Here is a 17,165-nt window from a genome sequence, read left to right as displayed (position 1 = left end):
GTCGGTCGGGCGCCCCGTCACCGGCCGCGGGATCCGTCAGCCGGACGGGCCGGTCGCACCGATGTCAGCAGCAGGCCGCACAGTGGGTGCCATGCGAAAGTGGCTGCCTCTGGTGGCGATCTGCACCGGCACGTTCATGCTGCTGGTCGACGTGACCATCGTGAACGTCGCGCTCCCCGCGATGGCGATCGACCTGGACACCTCCTTCGGTCAGCTGCAGTGGGTCGTCGACGTCTACGCCCTGGCGCTGGCCGCGCTGGTGCTCGGTGCCGGCTCGCTCGCCGACGTGTTCGGCCGCCGCAGGCTCTACCTGATCGGGCTGGTGGTCTTCGCCCTCGCCTCGTTGGCCTGCGGGCTGGCGCCGGACGCCGGGCTGCTGATCGTCGCCCGCGGTGTGCAGGGCATCGGCGGCGCGATCATGTTCGCCACCACCATCGCGTTGATCAACACCAGCTACGAGGGCCGGGACCGGGGCACCGCGTTCGGCATCTGGGGTGCGGTCGTGGGCGCCTCCGCGGCGCTCGGCCCGATCCTCGGCGGTGCGCTGACCGAGCTGTCCTGGCGGTGGATCTTCTACGTCAACCTGCCGGTCTGCGTGCTCGCCGTCTGGCTGACGCTCTCCGCGGTGCAGGAGGCCCGGCAGCCCGGCGCCCCGCGGCCCGATGTCCCGGGCATCGCGCTGTTCACCCTGGGTGCCGCCGGCGTCGTCTTCGGGCTGGTCCGCGCCGCGGCCGACGGCTGGGGCACGCCCGTCGCGTGGGGGCCGATCGTCGCCGGTCTGCTCGTGGTGGCCGGCTGGGTGGCGCTGGAGCTGCGCCGCCCGGCCCCGATGCTCGATGTCCGGCTGTTCCGGTCCCGCTCGTTCACCGGCATCATGATCGGCGCGATGGTGCTCAACGGCGCCGCGTTCGCCGCGCTCGTCTACACCTCGCTGTGGCTGCAGTCGGTCGGCGGGCTGTCGCCGCTGCAGGCCGGGTGCGTGTTCATCCCGCTCTCGGCGCTCAGCTTCGGCGTGGCGGCCGGAGCCGGCCGGTACCTGCAGACGAAGCCCCCGCGCTGGGTCCTCGGCGGCGGGCTGCTGCTGGTCGGCGCCGGGTCGCTGCTGATGGCGCTGGTCGACGGCGACTCGACCTGGCGGCTGCTGGTCGCCGGGCTCGCCGTGCTCGGCGCGGGCGTCGGCATGGCCAACCCGACGCTGGCCTCGGCCGCGCTGGCCGCCGTCCCCCGGGAGCGCAGCGGGATGGCCTCCGGGGCCGTCAACACCTCCCGTCAGCTGGGGTTCGCCCTCGGTGTCGCGCTGCTCGGCAGCGTCTTCGCGGCGCGGGCGACCGCCCGGCTGCGCGACGCCGGGGTCCCCGACCCGGCCGGCACCGCCTCGGCGCTGAGCGCCGGGCAGGCCGGGGAGCTGGTCGACAGCGCGCCTCCGGGGGCCCGGGCCGAGCTCGCCGACCTGCTGGCGACGGCGTACGCCTCCGGGCTGCGGGACGTCTTCCTCGCCTGCGGTGCAGCCGGGCTGATCGGCGGGGTGCTCGTGCTGCTGCTGGTGCGGGCGGCCGCGCCCAGCGCCGGGAACCGGCCGGCCGCGCGTCCCGAGCCTGCCGCGCAGCGCTGACCGCGGGCAGACTCCCCGGCATGACCGCACCCTTCCCCGACGACTGGCAGCGCGCCCTCGTCGTCGCCGCGCACCCCGACGACATCGAGTACGGCCCGGCCGCCGCGGTCGCGGTGTGGACCGCGGCGGGCAAGGAGGTCCGCTACCTGCTGGCCACCCGCGGGGAGGCGGGCATCGCCGGGCTCGCGCCGGCGGAGGCCGGGCCGCTGCGCGAGGAGGAGGAGCGGCGGTCCGCGGCCGTCGTCGGGGTCTCGGTGGTCGACTTCCTCGACCACGCCGACGGTGTGCTGGTGGCCGACCTGCAGCTGCGGCGGGATCTCGCCGCGGCGATCCGCCGACACCGCCCGGACCTGGTGGTGACCATGCACGGTGGGGACACCTGGACTCCGCCGGAGGTGACGCCCGGCGCGCTGAACTCGGCCGACCACCGGGCGCTGACCCGCTCGGTGCTCGACGCGGTCGCCGACGCCGGCAACGAGTGGATCTTCCCCGACCTCCCCGAGACGCCGTGGTCGGGCGTGCAGTACGTCGCGGTGCACGCGGTCGGGTACCCGCCGCCGCACGTCGTCGACGTCGCCGCGGGGGTCGAGCCCGCCGTCGCCTCGCTCATGGAACACCGCCGCTACCTCGCGGCGCTCTCCGACGATCCGGTGGAGGACCAGGCCCGCCGCCAGGTCGACATGTCGACGCTCACCGAGGACGGCGGGCGCCGGGTCGGCTTCCGGATCTTCTGGGGCTGAGCAGCGGGTAGGCTGGCCGGCACGACGGACGAGTCGGCTGGGCGGTCGCGTCGGTGGGGGAGACCCCGCCGCCGAGGAACGTCCGGGCTCCACAGGGCAGGGTGGTCGTTAACAGCGACCCGGGGTGACCCGCGGGACAGTGCCACAGAGAACAGACCGCCAGTGCGTGCACTGGTAAGGGTGAAACGGCGGTGTAAGAGACCACCGCACACCGGGTGACCGGTGTGGCTCGGTAAACCCCACCCGGAGCAAGGTCGAAAAGGGACGGCGGTCCGCCGCCGTCCTGCGCAGGCGTTCGAGGGCTGCCCGCCCGAGCCTGCGGGTGGACCGCTCGAGCCTGCCGGCAACGGCAGGCCCAGATGGATGGCCGCCCAACGGGGTGCCGTGAGGCTCCCGGGGACAGAACCCGGCGTACAGGCCGACTCGTCCGTCGCCCCGCGCTCAGTCCAGGTCGGGGGCGACCTCGGCGACGATCGCCCGGAACGTGCGGGTGTCGACCTCGTCGTCCACGGTGACCCGGACGATGTCGCTGACCTGCTGGTGGGTGGCCGGGCCGCAGGCGCTGACCCGGGCCGCGGCGATCAGCCGGAGCTGGTGCAGGCGGGCGGTCGAGGAGGCAGCCGGGGAAGGTCGGTTCTCGCGCATGGACGGACGGTAGGGCGATTGTCCACTGGTGCCGCGCGGGTCGGGCGACGTGTCGTGGGCGATCGACCCCGGGCGCCCCACGCGGCCCAGCGGCCCCGGCGCTCTCGCGCTCAGCCGGTCGCGCGTGCCCGGCAGCCCCGCGATCAGCCGGCGGCGGTGATCTCCAGGGTCTCGGCCATCCGGTCCAGGACGCCGACGTTGCGGGCGTAGTCGAACTGCGGCAGCCCGACGGTGTCGAGCACCAGCGTGCGCGGGCCGTCGTCCCCGTCGGCCAGGCCGACGACGTAGCTGGTGGAGCGGGTGCCCTCCGGCCAGAGCCCACGTCCCTGGCTCTCCCGTTCCACCCGCACCGCGGGGCGGCCGTCGACGGTGGTCTCGCGGCGCTGCAGATCCCGATCGGGGTCCGACGCGGCGATCCGGTCTGCGTCCACCGGCTCGATCGACGCGGTGATCGCGCCCGTGCGGGCGTCGGTTCCCGGGGGGACCGTGAACGCCTCCGGCGCGAAGCGGGTGCAGGCCGGCGCGGTCTCCCCGGAGTTGACCGCCCAGCCCTCGGGGTAGCTGACCGCGAAGCCGGCCGGGCTCTCGCACCGCTGGGTCAGCGGGACCGTGCCCGACCGCTGCTCCGCGAGGACGTCCACGACGATCCGCTGCGGCTCCGCCAGGAGGCCGACCGCGAACGGGCGCTGCTCGTCCAGGCCGGCGAAGAAGGTGGCCCGCCCGTCCAGCAGGGTGTCCCGGACCAGCGTGTCCAGGACGCCGGCGTCGGGGAGGCGCAGGCGCTCCGGCCCGTCCCACGGCTCCACCCCGGCCGGCGCGTCACCGGGCAGCGCGATGTTGGTCAGCGCGATGCCGAGGTGGGCCTCGCCCGGGACCTCGATCTGCTGTCCCGACCCCTGCGACCGGGGCTCGTCGGTGTACCCGGCCTCCCAGCCGGCCAGCCCCTCGCCGGCCAGCTCGAAGACGACCCGGTCGAAGGCCTCGTGCGCACCGAGCCGCACGTCGACGAGGGTCACCGGTGGTCCGGCCCCCTCCGCCGCGGAGTCGCTGGTGTCCGGGACGCCGATGGGCTGCAGGGACGGGTCGCCCGGGTCCTCCCCGGGGAGGGGGTCGCCCGTACCCGTCGCGCCGGTCGCGCCGGTCGCGCCGGTCGTGGGCTCGGCCTGGGGGTCCTCGGTGGCGGAGGAGCCGCAGCCGGCGAGGAGGAGGGTCGCGCAGGCCCCTGCGAGGAGATGGCGCATGGTGTGCCGAAGAGCCTTCCGATCTCGGGTGCAGGTCACCGGGGGAGTTGCCGCTCCGGCAGCAGCCGAACGTCGGGAGGTGCTTCTCCACGAGAGCGTCATGTGCCCGCGGCGCCGGGGGCGAGCGGACGGATCGGCCAGGATGGTGGTCGTGGGCGGGTGGTGGACGGCGCTGGTCACCGGCGTGGTGGTCGTACTGGCGAGCTGGGCGGTGCTGGTCCTGCTGGCCCGGACGCTGCCGCCGGGCACCGCGCGGGAGCTGGCCCGTTTCCTGCCGGCCTGCCTCACCACGGTCCGTGCGCTGCGCCGGCACCCCGCGGTGCCGCGACGGGCCAGGGTCGCGCTGGTCGTCGCCGGTCTGTGGGTGCTCTCGCCGGTCGACCTGATCCCGGAGTTCCTGCCGGTCATCGGCCCGCTGGACGACGTCGTCGTCGTGGCCCTGGCGTTGCGCTACGCCGCCCGCCGGGTCCCCCGGGACGTCCTGCTGGACGCCTGGCCGGGGGACCGGCGGATGATCGAGCGGCTGCTCGGCCCGGTGCGGGCCGGCTGACTCAGCCCGTCGAGCGGGGCTGGGCCGGGTTGGTCGGGTCGCCCTGCGACGGCGGGTTGATCTTCGGCCCGGTCGTCGCCTCGGACACCGGCGACCCAGCGGCCGGGGCCGGGGCGTGCTCGGGCTGCGCGCCCTCCGGGTCGCCCCCGGACGGCTGCGCGCCGGACTTCAGCTCGTCGAGCCGGTGGGTCATCGCCTGGACCACCTGCACGCGGTTGGCGTGCGACTGCTCGTAGTCGAGCACGGTCTCCAGCTGCTGGGCGTCCAGCGTGCGGATGCGGGAGGTCAGGCTGCCCACGGGCAGGTGGTCGTAGTCGGGCAGGGGCAGGGTGTCGTGTTCGGCCATGCCGGCTCCTCGGGTGCGTGGCGGCAACGTGTCCGGCTCCGCCTACCCGAGGGGCCGGGACTGACACACCGGGTGTGAGGCCCGGGGGCGTGGGTAGGCCGCGACGACGCACGTCGCGGTCCCACCGGAGCCGCGAGACGAACGATCGAAGGAGCTGCTCACCCGATGGACGTGTCCTTCCTGGAGCCGGTGTTCGCCGCCCCGGGCCCGTACGCCACCGTCTGCGTGGACGTCACCCACACGACCGAGAACGCCGATGCCGAGGTGGAGCTCCGGGTCCGCGCCGCCTGCGACGAGCTGGCCGGGCAGGGGGCGCCCGAGACGGTCGTCGAGGCCGTCCGCAGCCGCCTCCTGCAGGTCAACGAGGGTGGCCAGGTGGCCACCCTGCGCGGCCGCGCGCTGGTCGTGGCCGCCGACGGCCGGGTCGTGCTCGACCAGGTGCTCGCCGACGCACCGCGTGAGCCGCTGGCCTCCTGGTCTCCGCACCCGCCGCTGCTGCCGGTGCTGCGCCAGCTGGCTGGTCGGGTGCCGCACGTGGTCGTCGTCGCCGACCGGGTCGGTGCCGACGTCTCGGTCGCGACCCTCGCCGGGTACCCGGAGGAGGAGACGGAGGTCGAGGGCGACACCTTCCACATGCGGAAGGTCAAGGTCGGTGGCTGGGCGCACAACACCTACATGCACACCGCCGAGAACCAGTGGGAGGAGAACGCCGGGCAGGTGGCCGACGAGGTCGACACCCTGGTCAAGCAGCACAAGGCCCAGTTCGTGCTGCTCGCCGGTGACGTCCGGGCCACCCAGCTGATCGCCGACAAGGCCACCAAGGAGGTCTCCGACGTCCTGGTGAGCATGACCGAGGGCGGCCGGGCCGCCGGCGCCGACCGGGAGCCGATCGAGCGGCGCGCCGTCGAGCTCGTCGCGGAGAACGAGGCCCACGAGCAGTCCGGCGCCGTCGAGCGGGTGCAGGCGTCCAGCGCCCACGGGCTCGCGGTGACCGGGACGGCGCGGGTCGTCGAGGCGCTGCGCAAGGCCCAGGTCGAGGAGCTGGTCCTGGCCGACGACATCGCCGACGAGGGTGACCTGCTGGTCGGCCCCGACCCGCTGCAGATCGGCGTGGACGCCACGGACATGAGCGCGCTCGGGGTGAACGGTGCCGAGTCCGTGCCCGCCGACCGGGCGCTGCTGCGCGCCGCGATCGGCAGCAGCGCGCGGGTCGTCGTCGTCCCCCGGACGGCGATGCCCGGCGACATCCCGGTGGCCGCCGTCCTGCGCTACACCGACGACTCCACCGCCAGCTGAGCCCACCACCCCCACGAACGGAGCACCGATGACCGACCCCCACCAGCCCGCCACCTCACCCGGCACCGACCCGGGCGACGTCGAGCGACGGGCGCAGATCGCCCAGGTGCTCGGCAAGGACGTGTGGCCGGCCGACCGCGACACCCTGGTGGCGAAGGCGCAGGAGAACAACGCCCCCGACGGCGTCCTCTCCGCTCTGCGCCGGCTGCCGACCGGCACCGAGTTCACCAACGTCCAGGAGGTCGCCGGGGCCCTGGGCATGGGGACCGAGCAGCACCGGTTCTAGCGGCAGCACCCCGTCGTCCCCACCGTTCGCAGGCGCACGGTGGGACCCGGGACGGGGCCGCCCCATCGGATGAGAGGGAAGTCGTCGTGCCGAGCATGAAGGACCCGACGCCGGAGGCGCTGGCCAACGTCACCGACGAGAACGTGGACTCGCGGGCCGAGCTGCTGCCCGAAGAGCGGTCGGTCGGCCCGAGCGCCGATCCGGAGCTGCAAGCCGCGGTGATCCTGGCCGAGTCGGAGGAGCGAACGGTGCACGCCGACCCCGACGACGCCCAGGGTGGCCACCGGCAGAGCTCGGACACCGCCGACTGAGCACGCGCACGGCAGCGCCCCCGAGGAGCTCCTCGGGGGCGCTGCCGTGCGTCAGGCCCGCGCGGGGGCGGTGCTGTCCCGGACGACCAGCTCGGTGGCCAGCTCCAACCGGGGGCTCTCCACCGGCTCGCCGCGGACCAGCCGCAGCAGCGTGCGGGCGGCCACCATGCCCATCTCGGCCAGCGGCTGGTGCACCGTGGTCAGCGGTGGCGAGGACCACTGGGCCGCCGGCAGGTCGTCGAAGCCGACGATGCTCACGTCCTCGGGCACCCGCAGCCCTCGGCGCCGGACCGCCTCGTAGACGCCCATCGCCATCTGGTCGTTGGCCGCGAAGACCGCGGTCGGCGGCTCGGGGAGGGCCAGCAGCCGGCTCGCCGCGGCGAACCCGGACTCGTAGCCGAAGTCGCCCTCCAGCATCAGGTCGGGGTCGACGCGCAGCCCGGCTGCGGTCAGCCCCGCGCGGTACCCGCCGAGCCGCGCCCGGCTGCAGGAGAGCGACGGCGTGCCACCCACGTAGCCGATCCGGCGGTGTCCCAGGCCCAGCAGGTGCTCGGTGGCGCTGACCCCGCCGGCCCAGTTCGTCGCGCCGATGGTCGGGACGTCGAGCGCCGGCACGCCGGCGGGGTCGATCACCACGGCGGGCACGTGCAGCTCGCGGAGCTCGGACTCCAGCGCCGGGTCCAGGGCGCTGGTGACCAGCACCGCGCCGTCGCTGGCCCGGGCGCGCAGGTTGTCCAGCCACACCCGGGCGTCGCTGGCCCGGCGGTGGATCGCGCTGATCACCGTGCCCGCACCCTCGGCGTGCACGGTGCCCTCGACGCCGCGGATGATCTCCACCGCCCAGGGGCTGTCCAGGTCGCTGAACACCAGGTCGACGAGCTTGGGGGTCTCCGGGGCGCGCCCACCGCGCCGCTGGTAGCCGTGCGAGCGCAGCAGGGCCTCGACCCGCTGCCGGGTGTGCGGGGCCACGTCGGACCGGCCGTTGAGCACGCGTGAGACCGTCGGCACGGACACCCCCGCCTCGGCCGCGATGGCCGCGATGGTGACCGTGCGCGTCTGGGTCTCGGCCACGGACCCCTCCTCCTCGTCGGAGGGTCCACCCTACGGCTCGGGGACACGCCCACCAGCCCCGACCGGGTGAGACCGGGACACGCCGACCGCCTCTTGCCACGGCTCACAGCCGTCCCTAACGTGCCGCGCATCACTTCCGGAAAACTCCCGGAACTGGCAACGTCGCCGACGAGAGGTTGCGCCATGCGCCCCCAGCGGTCCCTGTCCCGAACGTTCCTCCGGTGCGCGGTGGGGGTGGGCATGCTGCCCGTCCTCCTCGGCGCAACCCTGGCCCCGGCCGCGGCCGCCCCGGCCGGGGAGCGCGGTCGAGCACCCGACCACGCCGTGGAACAACGCGTCCACAAGACCCTCGACCGGCTCGGCCTGCGCGCGGTGGCGCCCGACGACCTGGTGATCGGCACCGCGGTCGCCGGGGGCGGGCACCACCTGGAGCAGGACTACCCCGACCCGTTCACCTACGACAAGCCCTACCGCAAGGCGCTGGCGCGGGAGTTCAGCTCCCTGTCGCCGGAGAACCAGATGAAGTGGGAGTTCATCCACCCCGAGCAGGACCGGTACGAGTTCGCCGCCGCGGACGCGATCGTCGAGTTCGCCCAGCGCAACGGGCAGGCCGTGCGCGGCCACACCCTGCTGTGGCACAGCCAGAACCCGGCGTGGCTGGAGGAGGGCGACTTCACCCCCGACGAGCTGCGCGCGATCCTGAAGGACCACATCCAGACCGTGGTCGGCCGGTACGCCGGCAAGATCCAGCAGTGGGACGTCGCCAACGAGATCTTCACCGACGGGGCGAACCCCACGCTCCGTCCGGAGAACATCTGGATCAGCGAGCTCGGCCCGGGCATCATCGCCGACGCCTTCCGCTGGGCGCACGAGGCCGACCCGCAGGCGAAGCTCTTCCTCAACGACTACGCCGTTGACGACATCGGGGCCAAGAGCGACGCCTACTACTCGCTCGCCCAGGACCTGCTGGCCGAGGGCGTGCCGCTGCACGGCTTCGCGACCCAGTCGCACCTGAGCTTCGAGTACCCGTTCCCGGCGACCCTGCAGGAGAACCTGCAGCGCTTCGACGACCTCGGCCTGGAGACCGCGATCACCGAGCTCGACGTGCGCATGCCGCTGGGTGAGAACGGCCGGCCCACCTGGCAGCAGCTGGACCAGCAGGCCGACTGGTACCGCATGGCCCTGCAGGCCTGCCTGCGCGTCGAGGAGTGCAACAGCTTCACCATCTGGGGCTTCAACGACAAGTACTCGTGGGTGCCGCACTTCTTCGAGGGCACCGGCGCGGCCAACGTGATGTTCGAGGACTACACGCGCAAGCCCGCCTACTGGGCACTGGCCGTCACCCTCGCCAAGGCCCGCTGGCTGAACTGGCGGTGACCCGGGTGCCGGGCCGGCGCGCCACGCTGCCGGCCCGGCGCTGAACCGCGCCCGGTGGGGAGCCCGGTGACTGGCCGGGCTCCCCACCGGGTAGCCGTCCGGCGTCAACCGTCCCGACGACGAGGAGAACGGCCGTGCCGAAGACCACGAAGAACGGGGACGCGAAGCAGAGCGAGCTCCCCAGCACGCTGCAGCGCTCCGACGAGAAGGCGCAGCGGACCTTCGCCAAGGCGCACGACTCCGCCGCCGACGAGTACGGCGACGAGCAGCGGGCCAACCGGGTCGCGTGGGGTGCGGTGAAGCACACCCACGAGAAGGTCGGCGACCACTGGGAGCCCAAGGAGGGCGGCAAGAAGGGCCCCAGCGACGAGCAGTCGGCGAAGGGCGACGCCGGCACCGACTACGACAGCAAGGGCGGGGTCGACGCGAACGCCTCCAAGTCCCACCTCTACGACCTCGCCAAGGACGCCGACATCCCGGGCCGGTCGACGATGGACAAGGACGAGCTGGCCGACGCCCTGCAGAAGTCCAACGACCGGAAGACCGCCGAGGCGCGGGAGAAGTGACCCGGCGACACTGAGCGGGTGCACCGCGAGGAGATCAGGGCCCGCTACGAGCGGGCCAGCCAGTGGCCGCTCGTCGTCGTCGCACTGCTGTTCGTCACCGCCTACGGGTGGCGGGTGCTGCGCCCGGGGTTCCCGGACTGGGTCCAGACCACGCTGACCGTCGTCACCCTGGCGGCGTGGCCGGTGTTCGGCGCCGACTACCTGATCCGGTTGGTGCTGGCCGAGCAGCGCTGGCGGTTCGTCCGGCAGAACTGGATCGACGGCCTGGCGGTGCTGCTCCCGCTGCTGCGGCCGCTGCGCATCGTCAGCCTCGTCCGGGTCGCGCGGGTGCTCGACCGCAAGCTCACCGTCTCGCTGCACGGCCGGGTCGCCTGGTACGTCACGCTGATCGCGCTGCTGATCTCCTTCATGGCCTCCCTGGCGGTGCTCGACGCCGAGCGCGACGCTCCGGGCGCGGTGATCACCACCTACGGGGACGCGGTCTGGTGGGCGGTGGCGACCATCACCACCGTCGGCTACGGCGATCTGTACCCGGTCACCGCGGAGGGCCGGTTGGTCGCGGTGCTGCTGATGGTCGGCGGCATCGCCCTGCTCGGTGTGGTCACCGCGGCGGTCGCCTCCTGGTTCGTCGGCCGGGTGGCCGACGCCGCGCAGGCCCAGGACCACGAGGACGGCGACGCCCTGCGGGCCGAGGTCCGGGCACTGGCGGAGGAGGTGCGCGGGCTGCGCGCCCAGCTGGGTGAGGGCGAGCTCAGGGCGACGGGACCACGATGAGCTCGGTCTGCCGGCCGTCGAGGTACTCCACCCCGGCGCTCGTCAGCGCGATGCCCTGCTCCAGCCCGATCCGGACCAGCTGACCGCCCCACTCCGGCACCGGCACCCGTACGCACAGCTCCAGCGCCCAGACGGTGTCCGGGTGGACGACGGCCGCGCCGGCGCCGGGGACGCCGTCCTGCTGGTCCCACGTGCCGACCGCCGGTCCGGCGCCGTGCCCGTGCACGCCCACCGGGTGGGAGTAGACGTCGCCGTCGATGCCGGCCGCGGCGGCGGCGGCCCGGGCGGCGGCGAGCACCTGGTCGCCGGTGCACCCGGGCTGCAGCGCCGCCGTCGTCAGGTCCTGCATCCGGTTGCCCACCCGCAGCGCCGCGGCCAGGCCGGCCGGCGGTCGGGTCTCCCCGGGCCGGAGCACGTAGGCGTTGCGCTGGGTGTCGGTGGTCAGCCCGAGGCTGGAGAGGCCGACGTCGCAGTGCAGCAGGTCCCCGGGTTCGACGACGGCGTCGTACGGCACGCCGGGCAGCGCCGTGCCGTGCTCGTCGACCAGCGGGGTCCCGGCGCGTTGCAGGTCGACGGTCGGCTGGAACCACGGGTCGACGCCCAGGTCGGCGAAGCGCTGCCGGATCCACCAGGCGACGTCCAGCGCCGTCGTGCGCCCGACCTCGATCACGGCGGGGGAGAACGCCTGCCCGATCACCTCGTGCGCCAGCCGGTTCATCGCGTGCAACGCAGCGATCTCCTCCGGCAGCCGGGTCTCCAGCCAGCCCACGACCAGCCGCTCGGCGGGGACGACCCGGTCCGCGTGCGGGCCGAGCGCGTCCATCAGCAGCCGGTGTTCGGTGGCGGACAGGCCGTCGGCGTGCGCGAAGGTCGCCGACACGTCGATGCCGATGGACCGGGGTGCCGCCTGGTCGACGAACCGGCGGACCGACGCCCACTGCGACTGCTCGGCGCTGAGCCCGGGGAGCCCGTCGTCGTCCCAGGCCGGCTGGAACTGGCCGACGGGGTAGCGGGACACGGCCGCCGCGGTGACCCCGTCGTCGCTCCGGTGGAGCAGCAGGATCGTGCGCCGCCGGGCCGACAGCCAGGTCGCCGGCAGCAGGGTGGGCAGCACCGGGTCCTCGTTGTACTCCCGGCCCACGACCACCCACAGGTCGATGCCCGCGCGGTCCATCAGCACCGGCAGCAGGTCCAGCAGCCGCTGGGTGAGCCAGCGGTCGCGCACGTCGGCCTGCTCCCGCAGCGGCAGCGGCACGGTGCGGGTGGGGTCGGGGTGCGGACGTCCCGGCGTGGTCACGGTCATGGGGGCAGGAAAGCAGAACCGGCGGTGGTCCACCGCGCGGACGCCGTCAGGCCATGCCACCGGACGCCGTCAGGCCATGCCACCGGACGCCGTCAGGCCATGCCACCGGACGCCGGGTCGGGCGCCTGCGCGGACGGCGGCGGCTCCGGTGCCGGCTGGCGCGGCTCGCGGGGGAGGGGCACGAGGTGGGCGCCGGCCAGCGCCACCTGGTCCCGGCCGTTCTCCTTGGCCCGGTACATCGCCGCGTCCGCGCGGTCGACCAGCCGCCACAGCGCCTCCGCCGGGTGCTCGGTCTCGTCCGGGCCGGTCAGCGCCGCCCCGATCGAGACCGTCACCTCCCGGTCCCGCCCGGCGGGGCTGGTGGCCACCGCGGCGCGCAGGCGCTCGGCCAGGTGCCGCGCCTCGGCCGGGTCACCGGCCAGACCGATGACCACCAGCTCCTCGCCCCCGGTGCGGGCCAGCACGTCGGTCGGCCGGACGGTGCGGGCCAGGGCCGCGGCCACGCAGCGCAGCACCTCGTCGCCGACCGCGTGCCCGAACGCGTCGTTCAGCCGCTTGAAGTGGTCCAGGTCCAGGACCAGGGCCACCACCCGCTGCCCCTCCCGGCGGGCCTGGCGCCAGATCCGCGGCGCCTGCTCCACCAGGCACCGGCGGTTGGCCAGCCCGGTCAGCGGATCGGTCGAGGAGAGCGCCCGGGTGCGGGTCAGCAACCGCTCGACCCGGCGGCGCAGCAGGAACACGCCGACGGTGACGACGTCGAGCACCACCGCGTTGACCGCGACCTGGACGGCGAGGCCGGCGGCGTCGGGGTAGTGGCCCGCCAGCGCGGCGACGCAGGCCACCACCACCAGGACCAGGTGCAGGGCCAGCATCCGGGGACCGAGGAACCAGGCCGCCGCCGCGCAGCAGAACAGCAGCATCAGCGGCGGTGAGTAGAGCATCGGGTCGGTGACCGAGCGGGCCACCACGACGTAGACGACGTCCCCCACGACGACCAGCGCGGCCGTCGTCCGTGCCTCGACCTGCCGGCGCACCGCCAGCGCCGCGCCCAGGCACAGCAGCGCGACCATCGTCGCCAGGTACAGCCACCGGGTCGGCCCCTCGCGCAGCACCCCATCGATGAACAGGTTCAGCGAGCCGAGCCCGGCGCCGACGGCCAGCAGCGCGGCGAGGCACCAGGCGGCCACCCGGCCGTCGGGGGTGCGCCCGGAGCTGCCCTCGGCCCCGTCCTCCGGATGCCGGTGACGCTCCGTGGCCGACCCCCGATCGTCCGTCATGGCAGCAGGATGCACCACCGGCGGCTCCGGCAGAAGCCCTGCTGAGCTGCTCGTTCCGGTACCGCGAGGTCCGTGCGCGCCCCGCGCTCGGGGCGGCGCGCGCCCGTCCCGGGTGCGAGGCTGGGAGGGTCCGAGGAGAGAGGAGGCCGACGTGGCCACGGGTCCCTGGTTCTACTGCCTCAAGCACCACGCGGTGGAAGACCGCGACGGCTGCGCGGAGCGGCACCGGCTCGGGCCGTTCGACACCCGCGAGGAGGCCGAGCAGGCACTGGCGAAGGTCGCCGAGCGCAACGAGGCGGCCGACGCCGCCGACCGGGAGTGGGAGGAGGGGCGCCGCCGCTGAGCGGGGTCCCCGCCGGTGTTCCGGTCGGCCGGGAACGGCCGGGAAGGGCATGATCGTCGGCAGCGGGCGCGCGCCGGTGCGCGGCCGGAGCGGCAGGAGGGCTCGTGACGGACGGACGTGCGCTGGAGGACCTCGTGGTCGGCGTGCTCGGGGGCACCGGGCCGCAGGGCCGCGGGCTGGCCGTGCGTCTGGCCGCGGCCGGGCAGCGGGTGCTGCTCGGCTCCCGGGACGCCGAACGCGCCGAGCAGGTCGCCGGCGAGGTCGCCACCCGGGCCGGCGCGGCCGCCGGGGGCGTGGAGGTGTCGGTCCGCGGTGGGTCGAACACCGACGTCGCCGGTGCCGCCGACCTCGTCGTGGTCGCCGTCCCGTACGCCGGGCACGCCGACACCCTGGCCGAGCTGGCGACCCCGCTGGCCGGCAAGGTCGTCGTCGACTGCGTGGTGCCCATGGGCTGGGACGAGCTGGGCGCCTACGCGCTCGACGTCCCCGAGGGCAGCGTCTGCCAGCAGGCCGCGGTGCTGCTGCCGGACAGCTTCGTCGTGGGCGCCTTCCACCACCTCTCCGCCGTCCTGCTGGAGGACCTCTCCCGGCCCACCCTCGACGGCGACGTGATGGTCGTCGGCGACACCCGGGAGGCCACCGACGTGGTGCAGGCGCTGGCCGGGCGGCTGCCGGGCATGCGCGGGGTCTACGCCGGGCGGCTGCGCAACGCCCGGCAGGTCGAGGCGCTGACGATCAACCTGGTGTCGGTCAACCGCCGGTACAAGGCGCACGCCGGCGTCCGGATCACCGACGTGTAGTCCAACCGCGCGAACAGCGTGCGCTGGGTGCGAGGTCCGACGGGCAGAGCCGGCAGTTCGCGCACGCCGTCGCCGCGGCTACTCGAAGCTGTGCTCGGCGGTGGGGAAGGCGCCGGTGCGGACCTCGGCGGCGTACTCCCGGGCCGCGCGCAGCAGCTCGGCGCGCAGGTCCGCGTACTTCTTCACGAACCGTGGCACCCGGCCACCGGTGAGCCCGGCCATGTCCGGCCACACCAGCACCTGGGCGTCGCAGTCCGGGCCGGCGCCGATGCCGATGGTGGGGATCGCCAGTTCCGCGGTCACCTGACCGGCGATCGCCGCGGGCACCATCTCCAGGACGACGGCGAAGGCGCCGGCCTCCTGCACCGCCCGGGCGTCGGCGAGCAGCTGCTCCGCGCCGGCGCCGCGCCCCTGCACGCGGAAACCGCCGAGGGCGTGCTCGCTCTGCGGGGTGAAGCCGATGTGCGCCATCACCGGGATGCCGGCCTCGTGCAGCAGCCGGATCTGCGGGGCCACCCGGACCCCGCCCTCGAGCTTGACCGCCTGCGCGCCGCCCTCCTTCATCATCCGGACGGCGGTCTCGTAGGCCTGCTGGGGCCCCGACTCGTAGCTGCCGAACGGAAGGTCGGCGACGACCAGCGCCCGCGTCGTGGACCGGGTGACGGCCTTGGTCAGCAGCAGGACGTCCTCGACCGTCACCGGCACGGTGCTGGTGTGCCCGAGCACGACGTTGCCGGCGGAGTCGCCCACGAGCAGCACCGGGATGCCGGCCTCCTCGAAGACCGCGGCGCTGACCGTGTCGTAGGCGGTGAGCATGGCCCACTTCTCGCCCCGCTCCTTGGCCTGCTGCAGGTGGTGCACGCGCACCCGGGCGGTCGACGTGCCGCCATAGAGCACCGACTCGGTCATGACGCTCCTCCACGGACGCCGGCGGCGGGGCCGCGGCGCGAACGGTTCCGGCGCCCCCGGCAGGGTGGCGCCCGAGGAGATCTTCGTCCTCCCGCCCGCCGTCGTGCACGGACCCCCGGTGCCGACCGCGCCACGGGGCGCCGATCTGGTCTCCGACCCCGCGTCCCACTCGTGCCGGCCCCTCGCAGGGGGCAGGCTGGGGGCCGCGTAACACGACCGTCACGACCGGAGGCCAGCATGGCGAACATGGACCGCCAGCAGGAGTTCGTCCTGCGCACCCTGGAGGAGCGCGACATCCGCTTCGTGCGGCTGTGGTTCACCGACGTCTCCGGCTACCTCAAGGCCGTCGCCGTCGCCCCGGCCGAGATCGAGGCGGCGTTCGCGGAGGGCATCGGCTTCGACGGCTCGGCGATCGAGGGCTTCGCCCGGGTCTACGAGTCCGACATGCTCGCCAAGCCCGACCCGGGCACCTTCCAGGTGATGCCGGCGGCCAAGGGCCAGGCCAGCGACACCGCCCGGATGTTCTGCGACATCACGCTGCCCGACGGGTCGCCGGCCTGGGCCGACCCGCGGCACGTGCTGCGCCGCACCCTGGCCAAGGCCGCCGACATGGGGTTCACCTTCTACACCCACCCCGAGGTCGAGTTCTTCCTCCTCAAGGACCTGCCCAGCGACGGCACCCCGCCGCAGCCGGCCGACACCGGGGGCTACTTCGACCTGTCCACGCACAACGTCGCCCACGACTTCCGCCGGGAGGCGGTCTTCGCGCTGGAGGCGATGGGCATCTCGGTGGAGTTCAGCCACCACGAGGTCGCGCCGGGCCAGCAGGAGATCGACCTGCGGTACGCCGACGCGCTGTCCATGGCCGACAACATCATGACGCTGCGGCACGTCGTCCGTGAGGTCGCGCTCGGCCAGCAGGTGCACGCCACGTTCATGCCCAAGCCGTTCACCGAGCTGGCCGGCTCGGCGATGCACACGCACCTGTCGCTCTTCGAGGGCGACCGCAACGCCTTCCACGACCCGGCGGACCCGATGCGGCTGTCGACGACGGCCAAGCAGTTCATCGCCGGGCTGCTGACCCACGCCCGGGAGATGACCGCGATCACCAACCAGACGGTCAACTCCTACCGCCGGCTGCTCGCCGGCACCGAGGCGCCCACCGCCGCCACCTGGGGCCGGGCCAACCGCTCGGCGCTGGTCCGGCTGCCCTCCTACAAGCCGAACAAGGGCAACTCGGCCCGGGTCGAGGTCCGTTCCCCGGACTCCGCGTGCAACCCGTACCTGACCTTCGCGGTGCTGCTCGCCGCCGGGCTGCGCGGCATCGAGAAGGGCTACGAGCTCCCGCCCGAGGCCGAGGACGACGTCTGGTCGCTGACCGACACCGAGCGCCGCGCCGCCGGCTACCAGGACCTCCCGGTCTCCCTGGGTGAGGCGCTGACCGCGATGGAGGGCAGCGAGCTGGTCGCCGAGACCCTCGGCGAGCACGTGTTCCAGTTCTTCCTGCGCAACAAGTGGGAGGAGTTCAACGCCTACCGGCAGAACGTCACCCCCTTCGAGCTGCAGCGCTACCTGCCCGGCCTCTGACGCGCCTGGTGGGGGGGGGGGGGGGGGGGGGGGGGGGGGCGGGCGGGGGGGGGGGGGGGGGGGGGGGGGGGGGGGGGGGGGGGGGGCGGGGGGGGGGGGGGGGGGGGGGGGGGGGGGGGGGGGGGGGGGGG

General features: G+C 74.6%; 19 protein-coding genes and 1 other RNA gene. 13 read left to right on the top strand and 7 right to left on the bottom strand.

Annotated elements, in window-relative coordinates; all coding sequences use genetic code 11:
- Positions 1 to 91: 91 nt before the first annotated feature.
- From ACI783_RS17850 to rnpB, 3 genes are all read left to right on the top strand, one after another.
- Positions 92 to 1,612, top strand: a complete 1,521-nt coding sequence (locus tag ACI783_RS17850; RefSeq protein WP_457141690.1) for an MFS transporter — start codon at positions 92 to 94, stop codon at positions 1,610 to 1,612.
- A gap of 20 nt (positions 1,613 to 1,632) precedes the next feature.
- Positions 1,633 to 2,352: a PIG-L deacetylase family protein gene (locus ACI783_RS17845; protein ID WP_457141689.1), complete on the top strand. Its 720-nt coding sequence runs from the start codon at positions 1,633 to 1,635 to the stop codon at positions 2,350 to 2,352.
- Positions 2,353 to 2,381: 29 nt separating this feature from the next.
- An RNA gene (gene rnpB, locus ACI783_RS17840) (RNase P RNA component class A) lies at positions 2,382 to 2,782 on the top strand.
- 11 nt (positions 2,783 to 2,793) lie between these two features.
- Here the strand turns inward: rnpB and ACI783_RS17835 are convergent.
- Together ACI783_RS17835 and ACI783_RS17830 are read right to left on the bottom strand one after the other, a co-directional pair.
- The gene (locus tag ACI783_RS17835; protein WP_457081127.1) at positions 2,794 to 2,997 is read right to left on the bottom strand and encodes a hypothetical protein; all 204 of its coding nucleotides are present in this window, start codon (positions 2,995 to 2,997) and stop codon (positions 2,794 to 2,796) included.
- A gap of 143 nt (positions 2,998 to 3,140) precedes the next feature.
- A complete protein-coding gene (locus ACI783_RS17830; RefSeq protein WP_457141688.1) occupies positions 3,141 to 4,238 on the bottom strand; it encodes an AMIN-like domain-containing (lipo)protein in 1,098 nt (365 codons plus the stop codon).
- A gap of 142 nt (positions 4,239 to 4,380) precedes the next feature.
- On the opposite strand from ACI783_RS17830, the gene ACI783_RS17825 reads away from it, so the two are divergent.
- Positions 4,381 to 4,788: a YkvA family protein gene (locus ACI783_RS17825; protein ID WP_457141687.1), complete on the top strand. Its 408-nt coding sequence runs from the start codon at positions 4,381 to 4,383 to the stop codon at positions 4,786 to 4,788.
- A gap of 1 nt (position 4,789) precedes the next feature.
- Here the strand turns inward: ACI783_RS17825 and ACI783_RS17820 are convergent, their stop codons facing one another.
- Positions 4,790 to 5,134: a hypothetical protein gene (locus ACI783_RS17820; RefSeq protein ID WP_457141686.1), complete on the bottom strand. Its 345-nt coding sequence runs from the start codon at positions 5,132 to 5,134 to the stop codon at positions 4,790 to 4,792.
- Positions 5,135 to 5,299: 165 nt separating this feature from the next.
- Between ACI783_RS17820 and ACI783_RS17815 the strand changes: the two genes are divergently transcribed.
- The 3 genes from ACI783_RS17815 to ACI783_RS17805 all read left to right on the top strand — a co-directional run bounded on the left by ACI783_RS17815 (position 5,300) and on the right by ACI783_RS17805 (position 7,027).
- Positions 5,300 to 6,430, top strand: a complete 1,131-nt coding sequence (locus tag ACI783_RS17815) for a baeRF2 domain-containing protein (RefSeq protein ID WP_457141685.1) — start codon at positions 5,300 to 5,302, stop codon at positions 6,428 to 6,430.
- A 28-nt stretch (positions 6,431 to 6,458) separates the two neighbouring features.
- Positions 6,459 to 6,716, top strand: coding sequence for a DUF2795 domain-containing protein (locus tag ACI783_RS17810; RefSeq protein WP_457141684.1), 258 nt, complete (start codon positions 6,459 to 6,461; stop codon positions 6,714 to 6,716).
- Between the two features lie 95 nt (positions 6,717 to 6,811).
- Entirely contained in the window at positions 6,812 to 7,027 is a 216-nt protein-coding gene (locus ACI783_RS17805) for a hypothetical protein (protein ID WP_457081157.1), read from the top strand.
- A gap of 51 nt (positions 7,028 to 7,078) precedes the next feature.
- On the opposite strand, the gene ACI783_RS17800 is transcribed toward ACI783_RS17805, so the two are convergent.
- Positions 7,079 to 8,098, bottom strand: coding sequence for a LacI family DNA-binding transcriptional regulator (locus tag ACI783_RS17800; RefSeq protein WP_457141683.1), 1,020 nt, complete (start codon positions 8,096 to 8,098; stop codon positions 7,079 to 7,081).
- Positions 8,099 to 8,338: 240 nt separating this feature from the next.
- Between ACI783_RS17800 and ACI783_RS17795 the strand changes: the two genes are divergently transcribed.
- The 3 genes from ACI783_RS17795 to ACI783_RS17785 all read left to right on the top strand — a co-directional run bounded on the left by ACI783_RS17795 (position 8,339) and on the right by ACI783_RS17785 (position 10,815).
- The gene (locus ACI783_RS17795) at positions 8,339 to 9,475 is read left to right on the top strand and encodes an endo-1,4-beta-xylanase (protein WP_457141682.1); all 1,137 of its coding nucleotides are present in this window, start codon (positions 8,339 to 8,341) and stop codon (positions 9,473 to 9,475) included.
- Positions 9,476 to 9,609: 134 nt separating this feature from the next.
- Positions 9,610 to 10,041 carry a ChaB family protein gene (locus ACI783_RS17790; RefSeq protein ID WP_457141681.1) on the top strand — a complete coding sequence of 144 codons (432 nt, stop codon included), beginning with the start codon at positions 9,610 to 9,612 and terminating at the stop codon, positions 10,039 to 10,041.
- Between the two features lie 18 nt (positions 10,042 to 10,059).
- Positions 10,060 to 10,815, top strand: a complete 756-nt coding sequence (locus ACI783_RS17785; protein ID WP_457141680.1) for a potassium channel family protein — start codon at positions 10,060 to 10,062, stop codon at positions 10,813 to 10,815.
- Here ACI783_RS17785 and ACI783_RS17780 read toward each other — a convergent pair.
- Together ACI783_RS17780 and ACI783_RS17775 are read right to left on the bottom strand one after the other, a co-directional pair.
- The gene (locus ACI783_RS17780; RefSeq protein WP_457141679.1) at positions 10,793 to 12,118 is read right to left on the bottom strand and encodes a M24 family metallopeptidase; all 1,326 of its coding nucleotides are present in this window, start codon (positions 12,116 to 12,118) and stop codon (positions 10,793 to 10,795) included. The genes ACI783_RS17785 and ACI783_RS17780 overlap by 23 nt on opposite strands.
- 92 nt (positions 12,119 to 12,210) lie before the next feature.
- On the bottom strand, positions 12,211 to 13,395 hold the full coding sequence (locus tag ACI783_RS17775) for a GGDEF domain-containing protein (RefSeq protein ID WP_457141678.1): 1,185 nt from the start codon (positions 13,393 to 13,395) through the stop codon (positions 12,211 to 12,213).
- A gap of 151 nt (positions 13,396 to 13,546) precedes the next feature.
- On the opposite strand from ACI783_RS17775, the gene ACI783_RS17770 reads away from it, so the two are divergent.
- On the top strand, positions 13,547 to 13,738 hold the full coding sequence (locus ACI783_RS17770) for a hypothetical protein (protein WP_457081099.1): 192 nt from the start codon (positions 13,547 to 13,549) through the stop codon (positions 13,736 to 13,738).
- A 104-nt stretch (positions 13,739 to 13,842) separates the two neighbouring features.
- Positions 13,843 to 14,538: an NADPH-dependent F420 reductase gene (gene npdG, locus ACI783_RS17765; protein WP_457141677.1), complete on the top strand. Its 696-nt coding sequence runs from the start codon at positions 13,843 to 13,845 to the stop codon at positions 14,536 to 14,538.
- 78 nt (positions 14,539 to 14,616) lie between these two features.
- On the opposite strand, the gene panB is transcribed toward npdG, so the two are convergent.
- Positions 14,617 to 15,447 (bottom strand): 3-methyl-2-oxobutanoate hydroxymethyltransferase, encoded by an 831-nt coding sequence (panB, locus tag ACI783_RS17760; protein ID WP_457141676.1) that lies wholly within the window; start codon positions 15,445 to 15,447, stop codon positions 14,617 to 14,619.
- 246 nt (positions 15,448 to 15,693) lie between these two features.
- Between panB and ACI783_RS17755 the strand changes: the two genes are divergently transcribed.
- Entirely contained in the window at positions 15,694 to 17,034 is a 1,341-nt protein-coding gene (locus ACI783_RS17755; RefSeq protein ID WP_457141675.1) for a glutamine synthetase family protein, read from the top strand.
- Positions 17,035 to 17,165 lie beyond the last annotated feature (131 nt).

Source organism: Modestobacter sp. SYSU DS0511 (assembly GCF_054050755.1).
The sequence above is the reverse complement of the archived record's forward strand: the minus strand, read 5'-3'. Positions and strand labels throughout refer to the sequence as shown.

Bases quoted from the DNA above. Each gene is read 5' to 3' on its own strand.
- ACI783_RS17780 (WP_457141679.1), bottom strand. From the start codon at position 12,118: ATGACCGTGACCACGCCGGGACGTCCGCACCCCGACCCCACCCGCACC.
- ACI783_RS17820 (WP_457141686.1), bottom strand. From the start codon at position 5,134: ATGGCCGAACACGACACCCTGCCCCTGCCCGACTACGACCACCTGCCC.
- ACI783_RS17795 (WP_457141682.1), top strand. From the start codon at position 8,339: ATGCTGCCCGTCCTCCTCGGCGCAACCCTGGCCCCGGCCGCGGCCGCC.
- ACI783_RS17775 (WP_457141678.1), bottom strand. From the start codon at position 13,395: ATGACGGACGATCGGGGGTCGGCCACGGAGCGTCACCGGCATCCGGAG.
- panB (WP_457141676.1), bottom strand. From the start codon at position 15,447: ATGACCGAGTCGGTGCTCTATGGCGGCACGTCGACCGCCCGGGTGCGC.
- ACI783_RS17845 (WP_457141689.1), top strand. From the start codon at position 1,633: ATGACCGCACCCTTCCCCGACGACTGGCAGCGCGCCCTCGTCGTCGCC.
- ACI783_RS17835 (WP_457081127.1), bottom strand. From the start codon at position 2,997: ATGCGCGAGAACCGACCTTCCCCGGCTGCCTCCTCGACCGCCCGCCTG.
- ACI783_RS17850 (WP_457141690.1), top strand. From the start codon at position 92: ATGCGAAAGTGGCTGCCTCTGGTGGCGATCTGCACCGGCACGTTCATG.
- ACI783_RS17805 (WP_457081157.1), top strand. From the start codon at position 6,812: ATGAAGGACCCGACGCCGGAGGCGCTGGCCAACGTCACCGACGAGAAC.
- ACI783_RS17755 (WP_457141675.1), top strand. From the start codon at position 15,694: ATGGACCGCCAGCAGGAGTTCGTCCTGCGCACCCTGGAGGAGCGCGAC.
- ACI783_RS17810 (WP_457141684.1), top strand. From the start codon at position 6,459: ATGACCGACCCCCACCAGCCCGCCACCTCACCCGGCACCGACCCGGGC.
- ACI783_RS17815 (WP_457141685.1), top strand. From the start codon at position 5,300: ATGGACGTGTCCTTCCTGGAGCCGGTGTTCGCCGCCCCGGGCCCGTAC.
- ACI783_RS17830 (WP_457141688.1), bottom strand. From the start codon at position 4,238: ATGCGCCATCTCCTCGCAGGGGCCTGCGCGACCCTCCTCCTCGCCGGC.
- ACI783_RS17825 (WP_457141687.1), top strand. From the start codon at position 4,381: ATGGTGGTCGTGGGCGGGTGGTGGACGGCGCTGGTCACCGGCGTGGTG.